The 15,006-nt window shown below is 44.3% G+C and carries 19 protein-coding genes; 17 read left to right on the top strand and 2 right to left on the bottom strand.

Annotation, left to right across the window (positions count from 1 at the left end; all coding sequences use genetic code 11):
- Positions 1 to 108: 108 nt before the first annotated feature.
- The 13 genes from CXL14_RS16205 to CXL14_RS16140 all read left to right on the top strand — a co-directional run bounded on the left by CXL14_RS16205 (position 109) and on the right by CXL14_RS16140 (position 9,525).
- Positions 109 to 657, top strand: a complete 549-nt coding sequence (locus CXL14_RS16205; RefSeq protein ID WP_014417610.1) for a hypothetical protein — start codon at positions 109 to 111, stop codon at positions 655 to 657.
- 141 nt (positions 658 to 798) lie between these two features.
- Complete coding sequence (locus CXL14_RS16200; RefSeq protein ID WP_014417611.1) at positions 799 to 2,019, top strand: EAL domain-containing protein; 1,221 nt, start codon at positions 799 to 801, stop codon at positions 2,017 to 2,019.
- Positions 2,020 to 2,460: 441 nt separating this feature from the next.
- Complete coding sequence (locus tag CXL14_RS16190; protein WP_003154613.1) at positions 2,461 to 2,700, top strand: YkuJ family protein; 240 nt, start codon at positions 2,461 to 2,463, stop codon at positions 2,698 to 2,700.
- Between the two features lie 122 nt (positions 2,701 to 2,822).
- Positions 2,823 to 3,341 carry a ribonuclease H-like YkuK family protein gene (locus tag CXL14_RS16185; protein WP_012117439.1) on the top strand — a complete coding sequence of 173 codons (519 nt, stop codon included), beginning with the start codon at positions 2,823 to 2,825 and terminating at the stop codon, positions 3,339 to 3,341.
- Between the two features lie 140 nt (positions 3,342 to 3,481).
- Positions 3,482 to 3,673, top strand: a complete 192-nt coding sequence (abbA, locus tag CXL14_RS16180; protein ID WP_003154609.1) for an antirepressor AbbA — start codon at positions 3,482 to 3,484, stop codon at positions 3,671 to 3,673.
- 143 nt (positions 3,674 to 3,816) lie between these two features.
- A complete protein-coding gene (cbpB, locus tag CXL14_RS16175; protein ID WP_003154608.1) occupies positions 3,817 to 4,260 on the top strand; it encodes a cyclic-di-AMP-binding protein CbpB in 444 nt (147 codons plus the stop codon).
- A 139-nt stretch (positions 4,261 to 4,399) separates the two neighbouring features.
- The gene (ccpC, locus tag CXL14_RS16170) at positions 4,400 to 5,281 is read left to right on the top strand and encodes a transcriptional regulator CcpC (RefSeq protein ID WP_014417612.1); all 882 of its coding nucleotides are present in this window, start codon (positions 4,400 to 4,402) and stop codon (positions 5,279 to 5,281) included.
- A gap of 112 nt (positions 5,282 to 5,393) precedes the next feature.
- Positions 5,394 to 5,867, top strand: a complete 474-nt coding sequence (locus CXL14_RS16165) for a flavodoxin (RefSeq protein ID WP_012117440.1) — start codon at positions 5,394 to 5,396, stop codon at positions 5,865 to 5,867.
- Entirely contained in the window at positions 5,857 to 6,750 is an 894-nt protein-coding gene (locus CXL14_RS16160) for a WD40/YVTN/BNR-like repeat-containing protein (RefSeq protein ID WP_032863766.1), read from the top strand. The genes CXL14_RS16165 and CXL14_RS16160 overlap by 11 nt, the downstream gene beginning before the upstream one ends.
- Positions 6,751 to 6,776: 26 nt before the next feature.
- Positions 6,777 to 7,232, top strand: coding sequence for a flavodoxin (locus CXL14_RS16155; protein ID WP_014417614.1), 456 nt, complete (start codon positions 6,777 to 6,779; stop codon positions 7,230 to 7,232).
- 81 nt (positions 7,233 to 7,313) lie between these two features.
- Positions 7,314 to 8,024, top strand: a complete 711-nt coding sequence (dapD, locus tag CXL14_RS16150; RefSeq protein WP_007409623.1) for a 2,3,4,5-tetrahydropyridine-2,6-dicarboxylate N-acetyltransferase — start codon at positions 7,314 to 7,316, stop codon at positions 8,022 to 8,024.
- 70 nt (positions 8,025 to 8,094) lie between these two features.
- Positions 8,095 to 9,219: an N-acetyldiaminopimelate deacetylase gene (locus tag CXL14_RS16145; protein WP_014417615.1), complete on the top strand. Its 1,125-nt coding sequence runs from the start codon at positions 8,095 to 8,097 to the stop codon at positions 9,217 to 9,219.
- 60 nt (positions 9,220 to 9,279) lie between these two features.
- Entirely contained in the window at positions 9,280 to 9,525 is a 246-nt protein-coding gene (locus tag CXL14_RS16140; RefSeq protein ID WP_003154596.1) for a YkuS family protein, read from the top strand.
- Between the two features lie 33 nt (positions 9,526 to 9,558).
- Here CXL14_RS16140 and CXL14_RS16135 read toward each other — a convergent pair whose 3' ends face one another.
- Positions 9,559 to 10,365, bottom strand: coding sequence for a mechanosensitive ion channel family protein (locus CXL14_RS16135; protein WP_014417616.1), 807 nt, complete (start codon positions 10,363 to 10,365; stop codon positions 9,559 to 9,561).
- Between the two features lie 287 nt (positions 10,366 to 10,652).
- Here CXL14_RS16135 and CXL14_RS16130 point away from each other — a divergent pair, with 287 nt between their 5' ends.
- Complete coding sequence (locus CXL14_RS16130; RefSeq protein ID WP_014417617.1) at positions 10,653 to 11,111, top strand: TlpA disulfide reductase family protein; 459 nt, start codon at positions 10,653 to 10,655, stop codon at positions 11,109 to 11,111.
- Between the two features lie 451 nt (positions 11,112 to 11,562).
- Positions 11,563 to 12,159, top strand: coding sequence for a transcriptional regulator Rok (gene rok, locus CXL14_RS16125; protein WP_014417618.1), 597 nt, complete (start codon positions 11,563 to 11,565; stop codon positions 12,157 to 12,159).
- Between the two features lie 20 nt (positions 12,160 to 12,179).
- Here rok and CXL14_RS16120 read toward each other — a convergent pair whose 3' ends face one another.
- Complete coding sequence (locus CXL14_RS16120) at positions 12,180 to 13,172, bottom strand: coiled-coil domain-containing protein (protein ID WP_014417619.1); 993 nt, start codon at positions 13,170 to 13,172, stop codon at positions 12,180 to 12,182.
- Between the two features lie 145 nt (positions 13,173 to 13,317).
- Here CXL14_RS16120 and CXL14_RS16115 point away from each other — a divergent pair, with 145 nt between their 5' ends.
- Both CXL14_RS16115 and CXL14_RS16110 read left to right on the top strand, forming a co-directional pair.
- On the top strand, positions 13,318 to 13,920 hold the full coding sequence (locus CXL14_RS16115; protein ID WP_014417620.1) for a molybdenum cofactor guanylyltransferase: 603 nt from the start codon (positions 13,318 to 13,320) through the stop codon (positions 13,918 to 13,920).
- A 51-nt stretch (positions 13,921 to 13,971) separates the two neighbouring features.
- A complete protein-coding gene (locus CXL14_RS16110; RefSeq protein ID WP_007611113.1) occupies positions 13,972 to 14,991 on the top strand; it encodes a molybdopterin-synthase adenylyltransferase MoeB in 1,020 nt (339 codons plus the stop codon).
- The last annotated feature ends 15 nt before the right edge of the window (positions 14,992 to 15,006 follow it).

Here is a 15,006-nt window from a genome sequence, read left to right as displayed (position 1 = left end):
CAGATATTGATGATTTTGCAAAACAAGCGAACGTTAAAGCCGCCGTTCGCTTGTTTTATTTTCTATTCAAAATTATGATATAATTTTGAAAGATTAAGGGGCGATTAATTGAAGAAATTATTAAAATGGTTCGTTGTACTATTTGTAAGCAGTTTAGCTATCATCTTTAATATTTGGTACTTTATTATTTGTGCTTTTACTCCGGAGTATTATCAAAATACCAATCTTACATCTGATGAAATAATCAGATTTGAAAAGCTATATCACATAGATTTTCCTGATGAAACGAAATGTATTAAAGCCAGGGAGTATTTGAGTGGGCTCGGAGGCGATACATCGGCTGTATTATATGTGTCTCTGCCAACCAAGCTGGCGGAAACAATTTTATCTGATTATACGTATATGCCAATAAATCATACTGATCATGCCGGTTCAATGTATGGAGTTGACGTTTCCGAGAGTGTTGGCGGGTTAACAACTCTTACATTTGGCATTTTAGATAAAAAAGGAACTTTCTTTCAGTTGAAACATGATGATGATTGGATATTTAACAGCACTGATTGGAGCCATTATTTTTGGACAGCTGCCGGTTATAATGCTCTTATATTTATCCTTTTATTTGTGATTGTGAAACAAATGAATAACGTCCTTAATTAACCGGTCTGAAGAGTGATCTTAAAAATGTCCCCCTTTTATTTTAAGCTGCTGCCATACTGCCTCCTTTTCCCCTAATCTAAACATTTGTGGTGCTGATATAATTGTGTATAATCAGACAAAGATAGAGAAGCAGGTGATAACATGTTGGACCCACTTGATATACTGACGAATATTGATGATGTCATTCCGTATTACCAAGCGATTTTTAACGCTGAAGAACAAAGAGTCGTAGGCTATGAGGTGCTTGGGCGTATTTTGGCAGATGCGGAGATTGAGAGCCTCGGGTCGTTTTTCTTAGATTCCGGCATTCCGGAAGAATATAAGCTTGAGGTCGATGACAGAGTCATCAGGCAGGCGCTGGAGCGGTTTAAAGAAGCTGACCGTGATCTGTTGATTTTTATCAATCAGGATGCGAATGTATTGATGCTTGACCACGGCGAAAGCTTTCTTGAGCTTTTGAAAGAATACGAAGAGCAGGGCATTGAATTGAACCGTATTGTGCTTGAGATCACCGAGCACAATTTCGAAGGCGACATTGAACAGCTGTACCATATGCTTGCCTATTATCGTACATACGGCATTAAAATCGCGGTGGACAATATAGGTAAGGAGAGCAGCAACCTGGACAGAATCGCGCTCCTTTCACCGGACCTTCTGAAAATAGATTTGCAGGCGCTGAAGGTATCTCAGCCGTCACCATCATATGAGCATGTGCTGTACAGCATTTCATTGCTGGCGAGAAAAATCGGCGCCGCGCTGCTGTATGAAGATATAGAAGCTGATTTCCAGCTCCAGTACGCATGGAGAAACGGAGGCCGATTTTTTCAAGGCTATTATCTGCAGGCGCCGAGCGGGGATTTTATAGACCGGAGCCTGTTAAAAGCACGCTTGAAAACGGAGTTTCAGCAATTTATCACGAGAGAAAAAAAGAAGCTGGAAACGGTATATGAACACTCTGAGAATTTTTATAAGCGGGTCAATCAGGCAGTTTCCGAGCTGAAGAAAACCCATCAGGCGGACGATGAGTTTATTAAAAAACTGGCGGAAAACCTGACCGACTGCTGCTTCAGAATTTATATGTGTGATGAAGAAGGCTATCAGCTGACGGGAAATGTGTTCAAGCAGTCCGGCGAATGGCTTTATCAGCCTGAATACATGGAGAAAAACTGGAGCTGGCGTCCGTACTTTTTAGAAAACATCATGAAGATGCGGAATTCAAGAAAAGGTTTTTTCAGTGACCTGTACAGTGATATTGAGACGGGTGAGATGATCAGAACCTTTTCATACCCGATGGATGACAATATGTATTTATTTATCGATCTGCCTTACTCTTATTTATATGAACAGGACGGGTTACTTTAAAGCGGCTGCTGTATGCCGCTTTTTTTATAAGTGTGAAAAAGTTTTAAAAAACGATTGACAATGATACTGATAATCATTATCATTTAGTTATAGAGAGAAGTTACTCTCTGTTCCCCAACCCCTCTATCAGATCAAGATCCGAAAAAACTTGGCGCTACCCCCGCCAAGTTTTTTTATGCCGTCTGCGCATAAAAAGGCTTCTTCTCACATACATCTGACAATGGCGGCTCAAAAAGCGAAAAAATTTTTTGAAAGGTGTATGACATTCCGAAAAAAGCTTCAAACTATTCGAAAACACGGTTTTCCCGTTTATTTCTTTTTGAAAATCCAGCGGGAAAATGCCATCCCGGTCTACTTTATGGTATGATGCTCTGTAGAACTTGTATTATAATAAATACTTGTTGATTTGAAGTTGTTTTTTGAAAGGAGTCTTTTTTTAGAATGTCACAATTAATGGGTATCATCACGCGGCTGCAAAGTCTGCAAGAAACAGCGGAAGCGGCGAACGAGCCGATGCAGCGTTATTTTGAAGTTAACGGCGAAAAAATTTGCAGTGTTAAATATTTCGAAAAAAATCAAACGTTTGAACTGACGGTTTTCCAAAAAGGTGAAAAACCTAACACATATCCGTTTGATAACATTGACATGATTTCTATTGAAATTTTTGAGCTCCTTCAGTAATTTGATTTGATTTTTCAGGCTGACCAAGCTTCCGGTCTTCCGCAAGCGGAGCTTTATTAAATTATGCAAAGGAACGTGCTTGTTCGTTTGGTTGTAGACTCTGGAAAGAGGAGTGTCCGTACATGGCTGATTCTTTTCTGTTTTATAATCTTTCTGAGGCACAGATGACCTTTCAAGACGTGACGGAGCGGCTGAAACGCTTTGTCAATAAAGACCCCCGTTCAGCATACGTGCTGTCTGTAGGGACTGATTCACAAGTTTACCGCGACTTCACAAAGTTTATTACGGCTATACACTTGCACCGTACAGGCAAGGGAGCTTGGGGCTGTTTGAAAAATCATGATCTTGCAAGACCGATACATAGCCTTCGCGAAAAAATTTCGCTGGAAACCGCGTTCAGCCAGGAGATGGCTGCGCATATCCTCGACGGCCGTCTTATGGAAATGACAGATTTACTCTTGCCTTTTGCGGATGAAGGGGCGGATCTTTCATTTGAAGTGCATCTGGATATCGGTCAAAAAGGGCTGACAAAAGAATTGATACAAGAAATGACCGGCCGCATTACCTCGATGGGCATTGAAGCGAAAATCAAGCCCGATTCCTGCACAGCATTCAGTTATGCCAATCGTTACACAAAATAATATTTCATACAGAATCCGCAAAATGTCGAATTATGCGGTTGACGATTTTTTTCTGTTTACTTATTCTAGCGGTAGAGCTGAAAGCAAATTTCACCTTGCTTTCAGAGGTATTCAGTTAAAAATAGGGGGCCTGATTACGTATGAGTCTTATCAGTGAACGATTTACGGAAGAAGAACAGAAACTTCTGCTGAATATCCTGATCAATCAAGAATATGCCATTGAGCTTTTGACCAGCGAAATCAACGATATAGAAGCAGGGTCAAAAAGCGTTGATGGAACCACTTATAAAAAACTCGTAACGCTCTATGACCGTTTTCGGAATGAAAATTAATCAGCGGCCTATAAATTGATACTCGATTGCAAAGAGTATCTTTTTTATTGACGGAAACTTTTCGACAAAAAATGATAATGTTTATATTATTGCAATATAGGGAATACATGCTTTGATGAAAAATGTAAAGGGGTCGAAGTGACATGATTAGCTTACAATCAGATCAGCTTCTTGATGCAACAGTCGGACAATTTATGATCGAGGCGGATAAAGTGGCGCACGTTCAAGTCGGTAACAACCTTGAGCATGCTCTTTTAGTGCTGACCAAAACCGGCTATACCGCCATTCCCGTCCTCGACGCTTCGTACCGTCTGCACGGTTTGATCGGGACAAATATGATTATGAACAGCATTTTCGGACTTGAACGGATCGAGTTTGAGAAACTGGATCAAATTACGGTTGAGGAAGTCATGCTGAAAGACATTCCCCGTCTCCACATCAATGATCCGATTATCAAAGGGTTCAGCATGGTCATTAACAACGGCTTTGTCTGCGTTGAAAATGATGAAGGCGTCTTTGAAGGCATTTTCACGAGAAGAGTCGTGTTAAAACAGTTGAGCAGCCATATCAGATCATTGAATAAGTAGGCTCGCACGATCAGCCTATTTGTTCTTTTGCATGCCGGAAAAAGAAAACGCATACATATGAGTGGCGCTTGCCTCGGCAGCCTTTATTTTATTAGAATGGTAGATAAGAAATACGAAAGGCATTGAAAAGGAGGACGACATGCAGCTTCAAGAGCTTCATATGCTCGTAGTTTTAGCTGAGGAATTAAACATGAGGAAGGCTGCCGAACGGTTATTCGTGTCACAGCCGGCTCTGTCCCAGCGATTGCAGACCATTGAAAAAGCCTGGGGAACAAAGATCTTTCTAAGATCTCAAAAAGGACTTACGGTAACGCCGGCAGGAGAAAAAATCATACAATTTGCAAATGACGTCACGGATCGGCAAGAAAGAATCAGAGAAAACATTGATGAACTTGAGGGTGAGATTCACGGCACATTAAAGCTTGCCGTCGCCTCCATTATCGGGCAGCACTGGCTTCCGAGAGTGTTAAAAACATATGTGGAACGATATCCGAATGCAAAGGTCTCTCTCATTACAGGGTGGAGCAGCGAAATGCTGAAAAGTCTGTATGAAGATCAGGTACATATCGGCATTATCCGGGGAAATCCGGAATGGAAAGGCCGGAAAGATTATTTAATGACCGATCATTTATATTTGGTTGATACGGAAATTTCCTGTATTGATGATATTGCCCATACCGATCGGCCGTTTATCCAATTCAAAAGTGACAGTACATATTTTCAGGAAATTCAGCATTGGTGGCATCAAAAATTCAAAACCTCGCCGAAACAGACCATCCTCGTCGATCAGATTGAAACGTGCAAGCAGATGGCGCTGCACGGAATCGGTTATGCCATTCTGCCGTCAGTCACTTTAGAAGAGGAAGACAAAGTAAATAAAATGCCCCTGCTTGATACAAAAGATCATCCGATCGGCCGTGACACATGGCTGCTCGGTTATGAGCCGGCATTTGAATTAAAACAGGTGCAGGCTTTTGTTTCTGTCATTAAAGATATGCTGAAGCAGGAACGCCCATTTTAGAAAGACAGCAATCATGCTGTCTTTTTTTTATTTTTTATTGACAATGAAAATCATTATCATTTAAAGTGTTATATATGTTAATGAAAATCATTATCAATTACGAGGTGATCATATGCAGAAAGCATTAATGATATACGCAAGCATGTCGGGGAATACAGAGGATATTGCCGGCATTATAAAAGAAACACTGAGCGGGCATCAGATAGCAGTTGACTGTCTCGACATGGATGAGGCAGATGCGGATTCTCTCGAAGCATATGATTATGTTTTTGTCGGCACGTACACATGGGGGGATGGTGATCTTCCTTACGAAGCGGAAGATTTTTACGAAGATATTCTGCACAGCCAGCTCAACGGACTGAAAACGGCCTGTTTCGGTTCAGGCGATCACGCCTACCCGAAGTTTTGCGAAGCGGTCACGCTGTTTTGCGATGCGTTTGAACAGGCCGGAGCCAATTTATATCCGGAAACGCTGAAAATCGAATTGGCGCCCGAGACGGCTGAGGATCAGGAATGCTGCAAAGAATTTGTCCGCGGTTTTCTTGCATGGGCCGCTCACCACGGAGACCGGTGCCATGTTTCATAAAGGCGCGACGGCTGTCATGGCATCAGTGACTTTAGGATATTTTGTCGCAGTGAAAGACGAAGGTATTTTTCATTTTTCCGCGGAAGAAGGCTGGAAAAGACTATTCCGAGTGAAAAGCAGAATTCATGTGCTGACTTATATAGGGCCCTACATATTCGCGGCTGGAGAAAAAGGCGCCGTTCTCAGATCAGCCGATCAGGGAAAGACTTGGACGGTCTCCCGATTTCCGACCAGCGCCTCCGTATGGGCCGTTGCCGGGCGGAATGACGGGTTTGTCTGTGCGCACGGCACATATTGCCTCTACTTATCTGATGATTTCGGCGTCACTTGGCATGTGGCTAAGCCCTTTTCACAATTAAAGGAGCCGCCTGTCATCCGTTCGCTTTGTTTACACGGTCAGACGATTTATATCGGCACCCGGATTCATATGAATCATGGCGGCATTTGGGCGTATGATCTGACGGAAGACCGCATCCGGCGTATAAGCCGCGAAAGGCAGCGCATGACGGCTTCAATGATGATGTATCAGAATGACTGGCTCATTGCAGCAAAGGGCGCGGCAAAGGGAGAACGGGGGGAGGTTGCCGTCCGAAACGTGCGGACGCAAGAGGAGTTTGCCATTACAGCCGGGCCCGCCGTACGGGAAAAATCATTTCTCGACGTTTCTGAGGATAACGGGATTATTTATGTCACATCGTCACAGGACGAAAACGGATTTTCGCGTATTTATCAAGCTGATCTCGCCGCCGGTGAATTAAAGTGGTTTGATACGATCCGCGGTCACGGATGGCGGGTGGCAAACCGGGAAGAAAACTTTTTTTGCGCGGGCCTTTACGAAAGTAAGTTTGTCAGACCGTATGAGGCGGTTCGGCTCGCACATTAGTTTTTATGCATAAAGGAGAGACGAAGATGGGGAATGTACTGCTTGTTTACGCTACAATGTCAGGAAACACCGAGGCGATGGCGGATTTAATTGAAAAAGGGCTGATCCAAGCACAAGCATCCGTAGACAGATATGAAGCGATGGATATTCATGCCGAACTTTTTAATGATTACGAGTATATTTTATTAGGCACATATACGTGGGGAGACGGGGATCTTCCTGATGAAATGCTCGATATTGCTGAAGATATGGAAAACCTGGAGTTTACGGGAAAAACATTTGCTTTGTTCGGTTCCGGAGATACGTCCTATGAGTTTTTTTGCGGAGCAGTTGACGAATTGGAAAAAGTAATCACGGCCCGCGGCGGGCGGGTGGTGCTGCCGTCGGTCAAAATTGAAAACAACCCTGAGGGCAGTGAGGAAGAAGAGCTCCGGGAATTCGGAAGACAGTTTGCCGCGCTGTGCAGCCAGCCGGCAGAATAAAGGCTTGTTCCTTTTTTTCTTGTCTTTGTATCCTTCCTTTGTTACAGTAATGAGGTAGAAAATCAGAGGAGGACAATACATATGAAAATGATGGATGCAAATGAAATTATTTCATTTATTCAAAATAGTACAAAATCAACGCCTGTAAAAGTGTATGTAAAAGGCGATCTCGAAGGAATCAGCTTTGGCGATTCCGCTAAAACATTCCTGAACGGCCAATCCGGCGTCGTTTTTGGCGAGTGGGCTGAAATTAAAAGCGCAATCGAAGAAAACAAAGACAAAATTGAGGATTACGTCATTGAGAATGACCGCCGCAACTCTGCGATCCCGATGCTTGATTTAAAAGATGTTAAAGCGAGAATCGAGCCCGGCGCTATTATCCGCGACCAAGTCGAAATCGGCGACAATGCCGTTATCATGATGGGTGCGTCTATTAATATCGGTTCAGTCATCGGCGAAGGTACGATGATTGATATGAACGTTGTTCTCGGTGGGCGCGCGACTGTCGGCAAAAACTGCCACATCGGAGCGGGTTCTGTATTAGCGGGCGTTATTGAGCCGCCTAGCGCTAAGCCTGTTGTCGTGGAAGACGACGTTGTGATCGGCGCAAATGCGGTTGTGCTTGAAGGCGTAACAATCGGTAAAGGCGCGGTTGTCGCTGCGGGAGCCATCGTTGTGAACGATGTCGAACCATATACCGTTGTAGCGGGAACACCTGCGAAAAAAATCAAAGATATCGATGAAAAAACAAAAGGCAAAACAGAAATCAAACAGGAATTACGCCAGCTGTAAGGAATGGTTTGATAGAATGGGCGTGGATGATAAAATCCACGCCTTATTCTTATCTCAAGGAGGAATACATATGGAAAAAGAGCGGCTCATTGCCATCCGAAGAGATCTGCACCGCATTCCGGAGATCGGCTTTCAGGAATATAAAACCCAGCAGTACCTGCTGAATCTATTGAACCAATATCCGGAGGAAAGAATTGAAATCGAAACTTGGAGAACCGGGATCTTTGTTAAAGTCAACGGCACGGCTCCGGAAAAAATGCTCGCCTACAGAGCGGATATAGACGCTCTGTCGATTGAAGAGCAGACGGGGCTTCCGTTTGCATCTGAACACCCCGGTTTTATGCACGCATGCGGCCACGATATGCACATGACCATCGCGCTAGGCATTATTGATCATTTTGTCCATCATCCCGTCAAACATGATCTGCTCTTTTTATTCCAGCCGGCTGAAGAAGGACCGGGCGGAGCGGAACCGATGCTTGAAAGCGATGTGCTGAAAAAATGGACACCGGATTTGATTACCGCTCTCCATATAGCACCTGAGCTTCCTGTAGGCACAATCTCCACCAAAAGCGGATTGCTGTTTGCCAATACGAGCGAACTCGTCATCGATCTCGAGGGGAAAGGCGGGCATGCGGCATATCCGCATACAGCAGACGACATGGTCGTCGCCGCGAGCACGCTTGTCACGCAGCTGCAGACGGTCATATCCAGAAATACGGATCCGCTTGACAGCGCTGTGATCACTGTCGGAACGATTACCGGGGGCACGGCGCAAAATATCATCGCAGAGGATGCTCATCTGGAGGGAACCATCCGGACGCTTTCCGAGGAATCAATGCGTATGGTGAAAAAGCGGATTGAAGAGCTTGTCAAAGGAATTGAAATCGGCTTCCGATGCAAAGGAAAAGTCACGTATCCGTCCGTTTATCATCAAGTTTATAATACAAGCGGCCTGACCGAAGAATTTATGCAATTTGTCAGCGATCATCAGCTTGCTGACGTGAGAACGGCGAAAGAAGCGATGACCGGAGAAGATTTCGGATATATGCTGAAAAAATATCCCGGCTTTATGTTCTGGCTGGGGACCGATTCATCCCACGGGCTTCATCACGCAAAGCTGAACCCGGATGAAGATGCGATGGAAACCGCGGTAAATGTCATGGTCGGATATTTTTCGAAGTATGCCAATTAAATCCGAAAAGAAGAATAATCTAACAAAAATTGAGCATTCTACATAACGGAGGTGTTCAATATGACGAAAAAAATTGGAATTGAACAATCTTTATCGGATGTAGAACAGGCGTTAAAACAAAAAGGATATGACGTAGTGATGATGAAGACTCCTGAGGATGCGAAGAATTGTGACTGCTGTGTTGTAACCGGACTTGACAGCAATGTCCAAGGAATTGCAGATACGTCAACTCAGGCTCCCGTCATTACGGCTTCCGGAATGACCGCCGACGAAATCTGCAGCGAAGTGGAAAAAAAATTTCATTAAAAAGAAAAAACCGAAGCTTACGCTTCGGTTTTTCTATTCGGCGGAAGCGGCGTTTTTAAAACGGTCGAGCGCGATTTTCATTTCTCTCCGCAGTACGCGTTCAACCCGCCATTGCTCCATATTTTCTGTTTTGGCAATGATTCTGAGCACCATTTCTGACGAGCTTAAATCCTGAACCCCGATGACGTCCGGCCCTTCCTTAATCTGCGGGAGCTCAGCGGCTGCTTTGTCACACGCGGTTTGCAGGATTTGAATGGTTTCATCAAGATTTTCTTCAAGCGGCACTTTAATATCGACAAGCGCCTGCATCGTTCCGCGGGAATGGTTGCTCACATTCGTAATGCCCCGGTTGGGAAGATAGTGAAGCGTGCCGTCAAAGCTCCGGATTTGCGTCGTACGGAGACCGACCTGCTCGACAATGCCGCTGTAGCCGGCAACCGTAATATAATCACCGACGTCGATCTGTTTTTCCAAAAGGATAAAAAATCCGGTGACGATGTCACTGACAAGCCCCTGAGCCCCGAAGCCGACTGCGAGACCGACCACGCCGGCGCCGGCAATGAGAGCGCTCGGATTGTAGTGAAATAAATCCAAAATCATTACGATAAAAACGAAAATCAGGATGTATCCATATACATTAAGCGCGAGGCTTCGCAAAGTATAAGCGCGGCCTGTAGAGAGGTTGTTTTGTTGCTCGAATTTCTGAAACAGATGCTTGATCAGCTTTTTTCCTGCCGTCCGGAAAATAAAGTACGCTAAAATAATGAGAGCCAGCTTTATGATGAAAATCCCGGCAGATGTGAGAAGCCCGGCCCAATCAAAGTGTTTTAAATCAATCATAGTGATGTCTTCCTTTCAAGTCTATTGCGGAAAAAGCTAAAAGTGATATACCCGTTTTTAAAATAAAATAAACCTTTTAATAGAAATCAGTTATTTCATTTATGATTTGTTCATATTGCCCGGTTTCAATATCATCATTTTTGTGAAGATATGAACTAAGGAATCGCCACACTCATTTTAACATGGTGATTCAGCCAAATCATATCCTTTGGAGGGAAAACAGGAGAACGTTGCCCGGCGGACTGAAAGCCCCGGCAAAAAACCTTTTTCGTAAGGAGGGAAATAAGATGAAATTACGTCAGCAAATGCCTGAATTGACAGGCGCTAAAGCATGGATTAACAGAGAAGTCTCGAAGGAACAGCTGGTCGGCGGAAAGCCGGCACTGATTCACTTCTGGTCCGCCAGCTGCCGCATGTGTAAAGAAGCGATGCCTGAGGTGAACGGGTTTCGTGATAAATATAAAGATCAGCTGAATGTGGTGGCCGTTCACATGCCCCGTTCCGAAGATGATCTTGATCTTGAGAAAATCAAGAAAACAGCGGCTGAACATGATATCTCTCAGCCGATTTACGTCGACAGCGATCATACGCTGACTGAAGCATTTGAAAATGAATATGTGCCGGCTTATTACGTTTTTGATAAAAGCGGGCAGCTCCGCCATTTTCAAGCGGGAGGAAGCGGGATGAAAATGCTTGAAAAACGCGTCAGCCGAGTACTTTCAGAAACGGAGCAGGCTTCTGAGTAATCGGGACAATCTCCGCCGGACTATTGTCTCGGTTCCGCAAGACCTTTGCCGTTTAGGTAACAGGGTTTTTTTGTGCCTATTGGATAAAAAATTCCAATATGACATGTGTGGCTTAAAAAATAAGAGAAACAGCCGTAAACACGCTGTACCGCTTGTTTTATCCATATCATTATCTTTTACATATTATAGTCGAAAATTGTAGATATCACGCTAATTTTCATTAAAGAAGTAATTTCAAGTTATATTTTGAAATGGTTGAATAAATTGGAACTTTGTCCAGAATCCCCTATATGATAAGGATTTTTGTATATAAAGTACCATTTTCAGAAAATAAGCAATTTTTCATAGAGTAAATAAAATAGTAAAATGATAAAATAATAGTTGATAAAATTACTTTTGTAATCTAATATCTTAATAAAAGCGTTTAAATTTTTGACAGGGGGTTTTACACATGTTTAATGAAAGAGAAGCGCTGCGCTTACGTTTAGAACAATTGAACGAAGCAGAGGTAAAAGTCATTCGTGAATATCAAATAGAACGTGATAAAATATATGCAAAACTGAGAGAATTAGACAATACAGGCAGCCTGTCCGATACAAAAAAAGAGTTTCGTCCGGAGAAAAAAAGTGACTCTCTCCCGGTGCTTGCAGAGCTTGCGGCACAGGAAATGAGAAGCTATCAAAAGCCGCAGACACAGACTCAATCCTCCCAGCCGCAGATGCAGTCTATTACGTCTCTTCCCGCCGGCATTCCGGACGGTTCTACAAGAAGAAGAAGAGGGACGGCGAGACCGGGATCAAAAGCGGCAAAACTGCGCGAAGCAGCGATTAAAACGTTGAAACGCCACAATGCAGCGATCAAAAGTTCCGAACTGCAAAAGGAAATTGAAAAGGAAAGCGGCCTTGAAATTCCTAATATGACAACATTTATGCAAAGCTTAATTAAAATGTATCCGGAAGTGAAAAAACCATACCGCGGCCAATATATTCTTGAGGGAGAAATTTCTCAGGAAACAGCAGAAACGGCAAATGATACGGCTGCTGAATAAAACAGTAAAAACTGCTTGCGTTACTCAAGCAGTTTTTTTGCGTTTTCCCGCTTATTCTGCGGAAGTGACGCATCTTTTCCCGGCTTTTTTTCAAGCTTGACGACATATTTTTGGAAAGGCTTTTCGCCGTCAGCACGTTCTTTCAACGCATCCAGTTTTTCATCAAACGACTGATCGCGGGACTCTGATTGTACAAATTGTTTTTGCAGGGAGATGACTTGTTCGGTAACGGCTTTAAGCAAGTCTTCTGCCTGAACAGTCTCTTTGGAAACAGAAGGGATTTCCAGAGCTTGTTCCGCCGGTTCCGCCGTGCGGCTGTCAATATCAGCAAAATGGCCGGCAATCCAAGCATCACTTTCGTCCAGCTGCCGTTTATACGAAAGAATGGTTTCTTGAAATAACTTTTCTTTCGTTTTTTCTATTTCTACAAGCCGTTCTTTTGTTTCTAGTATTCGATCTCTCATATGATTAATTTCTATTTTAATATGTTTGAGCTGGTATTCTTTTTCTATCATTTGTGTTTGGAGCCGGGTATTTTCGTCTGCAGCGGCATGATAACGCTGTTTCATATCTTCGTGAGAAGTCCGTTCAGTTTGAATGGCGGTCTCAAGTGAGCGGATGCGGGTATGTAAGTTTTTATTTTCTTCTTCAAATTTTACATTTGTAAGATGCAGACGGTGCTTTTCTTCCATCTCATTCTTCCGCCGAAACGTTTCCTGCTGAAGCAGTTCTTGCAGAATGACGATTTTATCGAGCAGCCCGGCTCTGATTTCCTGCAAAGAACGTTCCGTGTCACTTGTCTGTTTGTGTTTTTGAGCCATGGCTTCCAATTCGTCAGAAAGCTTGTGAAGCCGCTCTTTAATATTGGCGTTTTCCTCTTGAAGCTTATTATTTTTCTGATGGAAGTAGCTTGCTTCAAATTCTGAAATTAATTTTCTGCATCTGGAAAGTTCGGATTTCAAGTAAAGGTTCTCTTGAGAAGTGTCGTGGAAAAACGGACCGGATATTTTCATAAGAACCATCTCCCTCATGATGTTAACACTACAATATGGGAAAGGAACAACGGCTATTCCTCTTATTTAAACAGACAAGCACCGTAATATTGTATTTCGGCTGAGGCGTTTGCTATGCTTTTATATAGAATGGGAGAGAGATGACATGAAACGGGTGAATGTAATATTAGCGGGGGGAGCTTCCCGAAGATTCGGAGAACCGAAAGCTTTTGCAAAGTGGAAGGGCGGCATGTTTTATGAACAGGCGAAAAAAGCCTTCGGCGGCGGAGAAACGGTAATTATCAGCCGCCCTGAGCATATAAAAAAGTTCTTATCAAACAGGGAGCGGCATGTTTTTGCCGATGAGCCGCGGTTTCGGGGAATGGGCCCGCTGGCCGGCATATATACGGCAATGAAACAAACGGAAGGCGAAACATACACGGTCATATCCTGTGACACGCCGCTCGTGACAAGAAAGACGATGGCTGCGCTTGAAATGAAGCTGACCGGAAATCTGGACGCTGTCATACCGGTTTGTGAAAACAGAGAGCATCCCCTCTTGGCGGTTTACCATAAACGGGTGCAGGATGTGCTTTTTGATCAGCTGACACAAAACAAACTGAAAATGACAGACACGCTGAAACGGCTGTCTGTCTGTTATGTGCAGGCTGAAGACATCGGCGCCGGGCCGGAGGAGTTCGCTAATATCAACACACGGGACGATTACACCAGACTTTTGGCGCATGTCGAGTCTTCAAATCAGGACTGATCGGGAAGAAACATGGTATGATGGAAATAAAAATGCAAGGGGACAACACAGATGGAAGAGCGCTATTCGCGGCAGACAAGATTTAAGCCGATAGGGGAAAAAGGGCAGCAGGCGCTGGCTGACAGCAGTGTCCTGATTGTCGGAGCCGGAGCCCTCGGAACAGCCGCGGCAGAGGGCTTGGCAAGAGCCGGAGCGGGCCGTATGGCGATTATTGACCGGGATTATGTGGAATGGAGCAATTTACAAAGACAGCAGCTGTATACAGAAGAAGACGCGAGACAGCGCCTGCCGAAAGCAATGGCGGCCAAGGCGCGTCTTTTGGCGGTAAACAGTGATATACATATCGATGCTTACGCGGCGGAAGGTACGGCGGAAACGCTCGAACCGCTGATCGAACAAGCGGATTGCATCGTGGATGCGACAGATAATTTTGAAACGAGAATGGTCATCAATGATCTGGCGCTGAAAACGAAAACACCTTGGATTTACGGTGCCTGTGTCAGCAGTCAGGGAATGTGCATGACGATTATTCCGGGGGTTACGCCGTGTTTATCCTGCCTGTTTGAGCAAATGCCCGTGGGCGGAGCGACATGTGATACAGCAGGTATCATACCTCCGGCGGTTCATATCGTCTCCGCTTATCAGCAGGCTGAGGCGCTGAAATTGCTGACAGGAAATCATGCAGCGGTAAATCGGCGCTTTTTCACGTTTGACGTGTGGAATAACACCAATATGAGCATAAATGTGGATCAGATCAAACGGGATCATTGCCCTTCCTGCGGCGCGGAGCCCGTATATCCGTATCTGCAGCCTGAAAACAGGCCGAAAGCAAGCGTGCTGTGCGGAAGAGACACCGTTCAAATCAGATCGGAAGCCTTAAAGAGGCTGGATAAAGAAGAGCTTGTCAAACGCCTGAAGCAGATCGGTAAAGTGGAAGCAAATGAATTTCTGCTGCACATGGCGTATGAGCGCTTCAGAATCGTTATTTTTCAGGACGGACGGGCTTTGATTCACGGTACAAACGATATAAAAGAAGCAAATTCAGTTCTGGCCAGAGTGATCGGACTGTAGGAAGGGGAGATATTG

Origin of the sequence: Bacillus sp. SJ-10 (assembly GCF_002843505.1) — a bacterium.
Taxonomy (GTDB): domain Bacteria; phylum Bacillota; class Bacilli; order Bacillales; family Bacillaceae; genus Bacillus; species Bacillus velezensis.
This window is presented reverse-complemented; position numbering and strand designations above follow the sequence as displayed.

Bases quoted from the DNA above. Each gene is read 5' to 3' on its own strand.
- CXL14_RS16145 (WP_014417615.1), top strand. From the start codon at position 8,095: ATGGAAAAAGAGCGGCTCATTGCCATCCGAAGAGATCTGCACCGCATT.
- ccpC (WP_014417612.1), top strand. From the start codon at position 4,400: ATGCAGCTTCAAGAGCTTCATATGCTCGTAGTTTTAGCTGAGGAATTA.
- CXL14_RS16185 (WP_012117439.1), top strand. From the start codon at position 2,823: ATGGCTGATTCTTTTCTGTTTTATAATCTTTCTGAGGCACAGATGACC.
- CXL14_RS16130 (WP_014417617.1), top strand. From the start codon at position 10,653: ATGAAATTACGTCAGCAAATGCCTGAATTGACAGGCGCTAAAGCATGG.
- dapD (WP_007409623.1), top strand. From the start codon at position 7,314: ATGAAAATGATGGATGCAAATGAAATTATTTCATTTATTCAAAATAGT.
- CXL14_RS16200 (WP_014417611.1), top strand. From the start codon at position 799: ATGTTGGACCCACTTGATATACTGACGAATATTGATGATGTCATTCCG.
- CXL14_RS16160 (WP_032863766.1), top strand. From the start codon at position 5,857: ATGTTTCATAAAGGCGCGACGGCTGTCATGGCATCAGTGACTTTAGGA.
- cbpB (WP_003154608.1), top strand. From the start codon at position 3,817: ATGATTAGCTTACAATCAGATCAGCTTCTTGATGCAACAGTCGGACAA.
- CXL14_RS16165 (WP_012117440.1), top strand. From the start codon at position 5,394: ATGCAGAAAGCATTAATGATATACGCAAGCATGTCGGGGAATACAGAG.
- CXL14_RS16110 (WP_007611113.1), top strand. From the start codon at position 13,972: ATGGAAGAGCGCTATTCGCGGCAGACAAGATTTAAGCCGATAGGGGAA.
- CXL14_RS16155 (WP_014417614.1), top strand. From the start codon at position 6,777: ATGGGGAATGTACTGCTTGTTTACGCTACAATGTCAGGAAACACCGAG.
- abbA (WP_003154609.1), top strand. From the start codon at position 3,482: ATGAGTCTTATCAGTGAACGATTTACGGAAGAAGAACAGAAACTTCTG.
- rok (WP_014417618.1), top strand. From the start codon at position 11,563: ATGTTTAATGAAAGAGAAGCGCTGCGCTTACGTTTAGAACAATTGAAC.
- CXL14_RS16190 (WP_003154613.1), top strand. From the start codon at position 2,461: ATGTCACAATTAATGGGTATCATCACGCGGCTGCAAAGTCTGCAAGAA.
- CXL14_RS16140 (WP_003154596.1), top strand. From the start codon at position 9,280: ATGACGAAAAAAATTGGAATTGAACAATCTTTATCGGATGTAGAACAG.
- CXL14_RS16115 (WP_014417620.1), top strand. From the start codon at position 13,318: ATGAAACGGGTGAATGTAATATTAGCGGGGGGAGCTTCCCGAAGATTC.
- CXL14_RS16120 (WP_014417619.1), bottom strand. From the start codon at position 13,172: ATGAAAATATCCGGTCCGTTTTTCCACGACACTTCTCAAGAGAACCTT.
- CXL14_RS16135 (WP_014417616.1), bottom strand. From the start codon at position 10,365: ATGATTGATTTAAAACACTTTGATTGGGCCGGGCTTCTCACATCTGCC.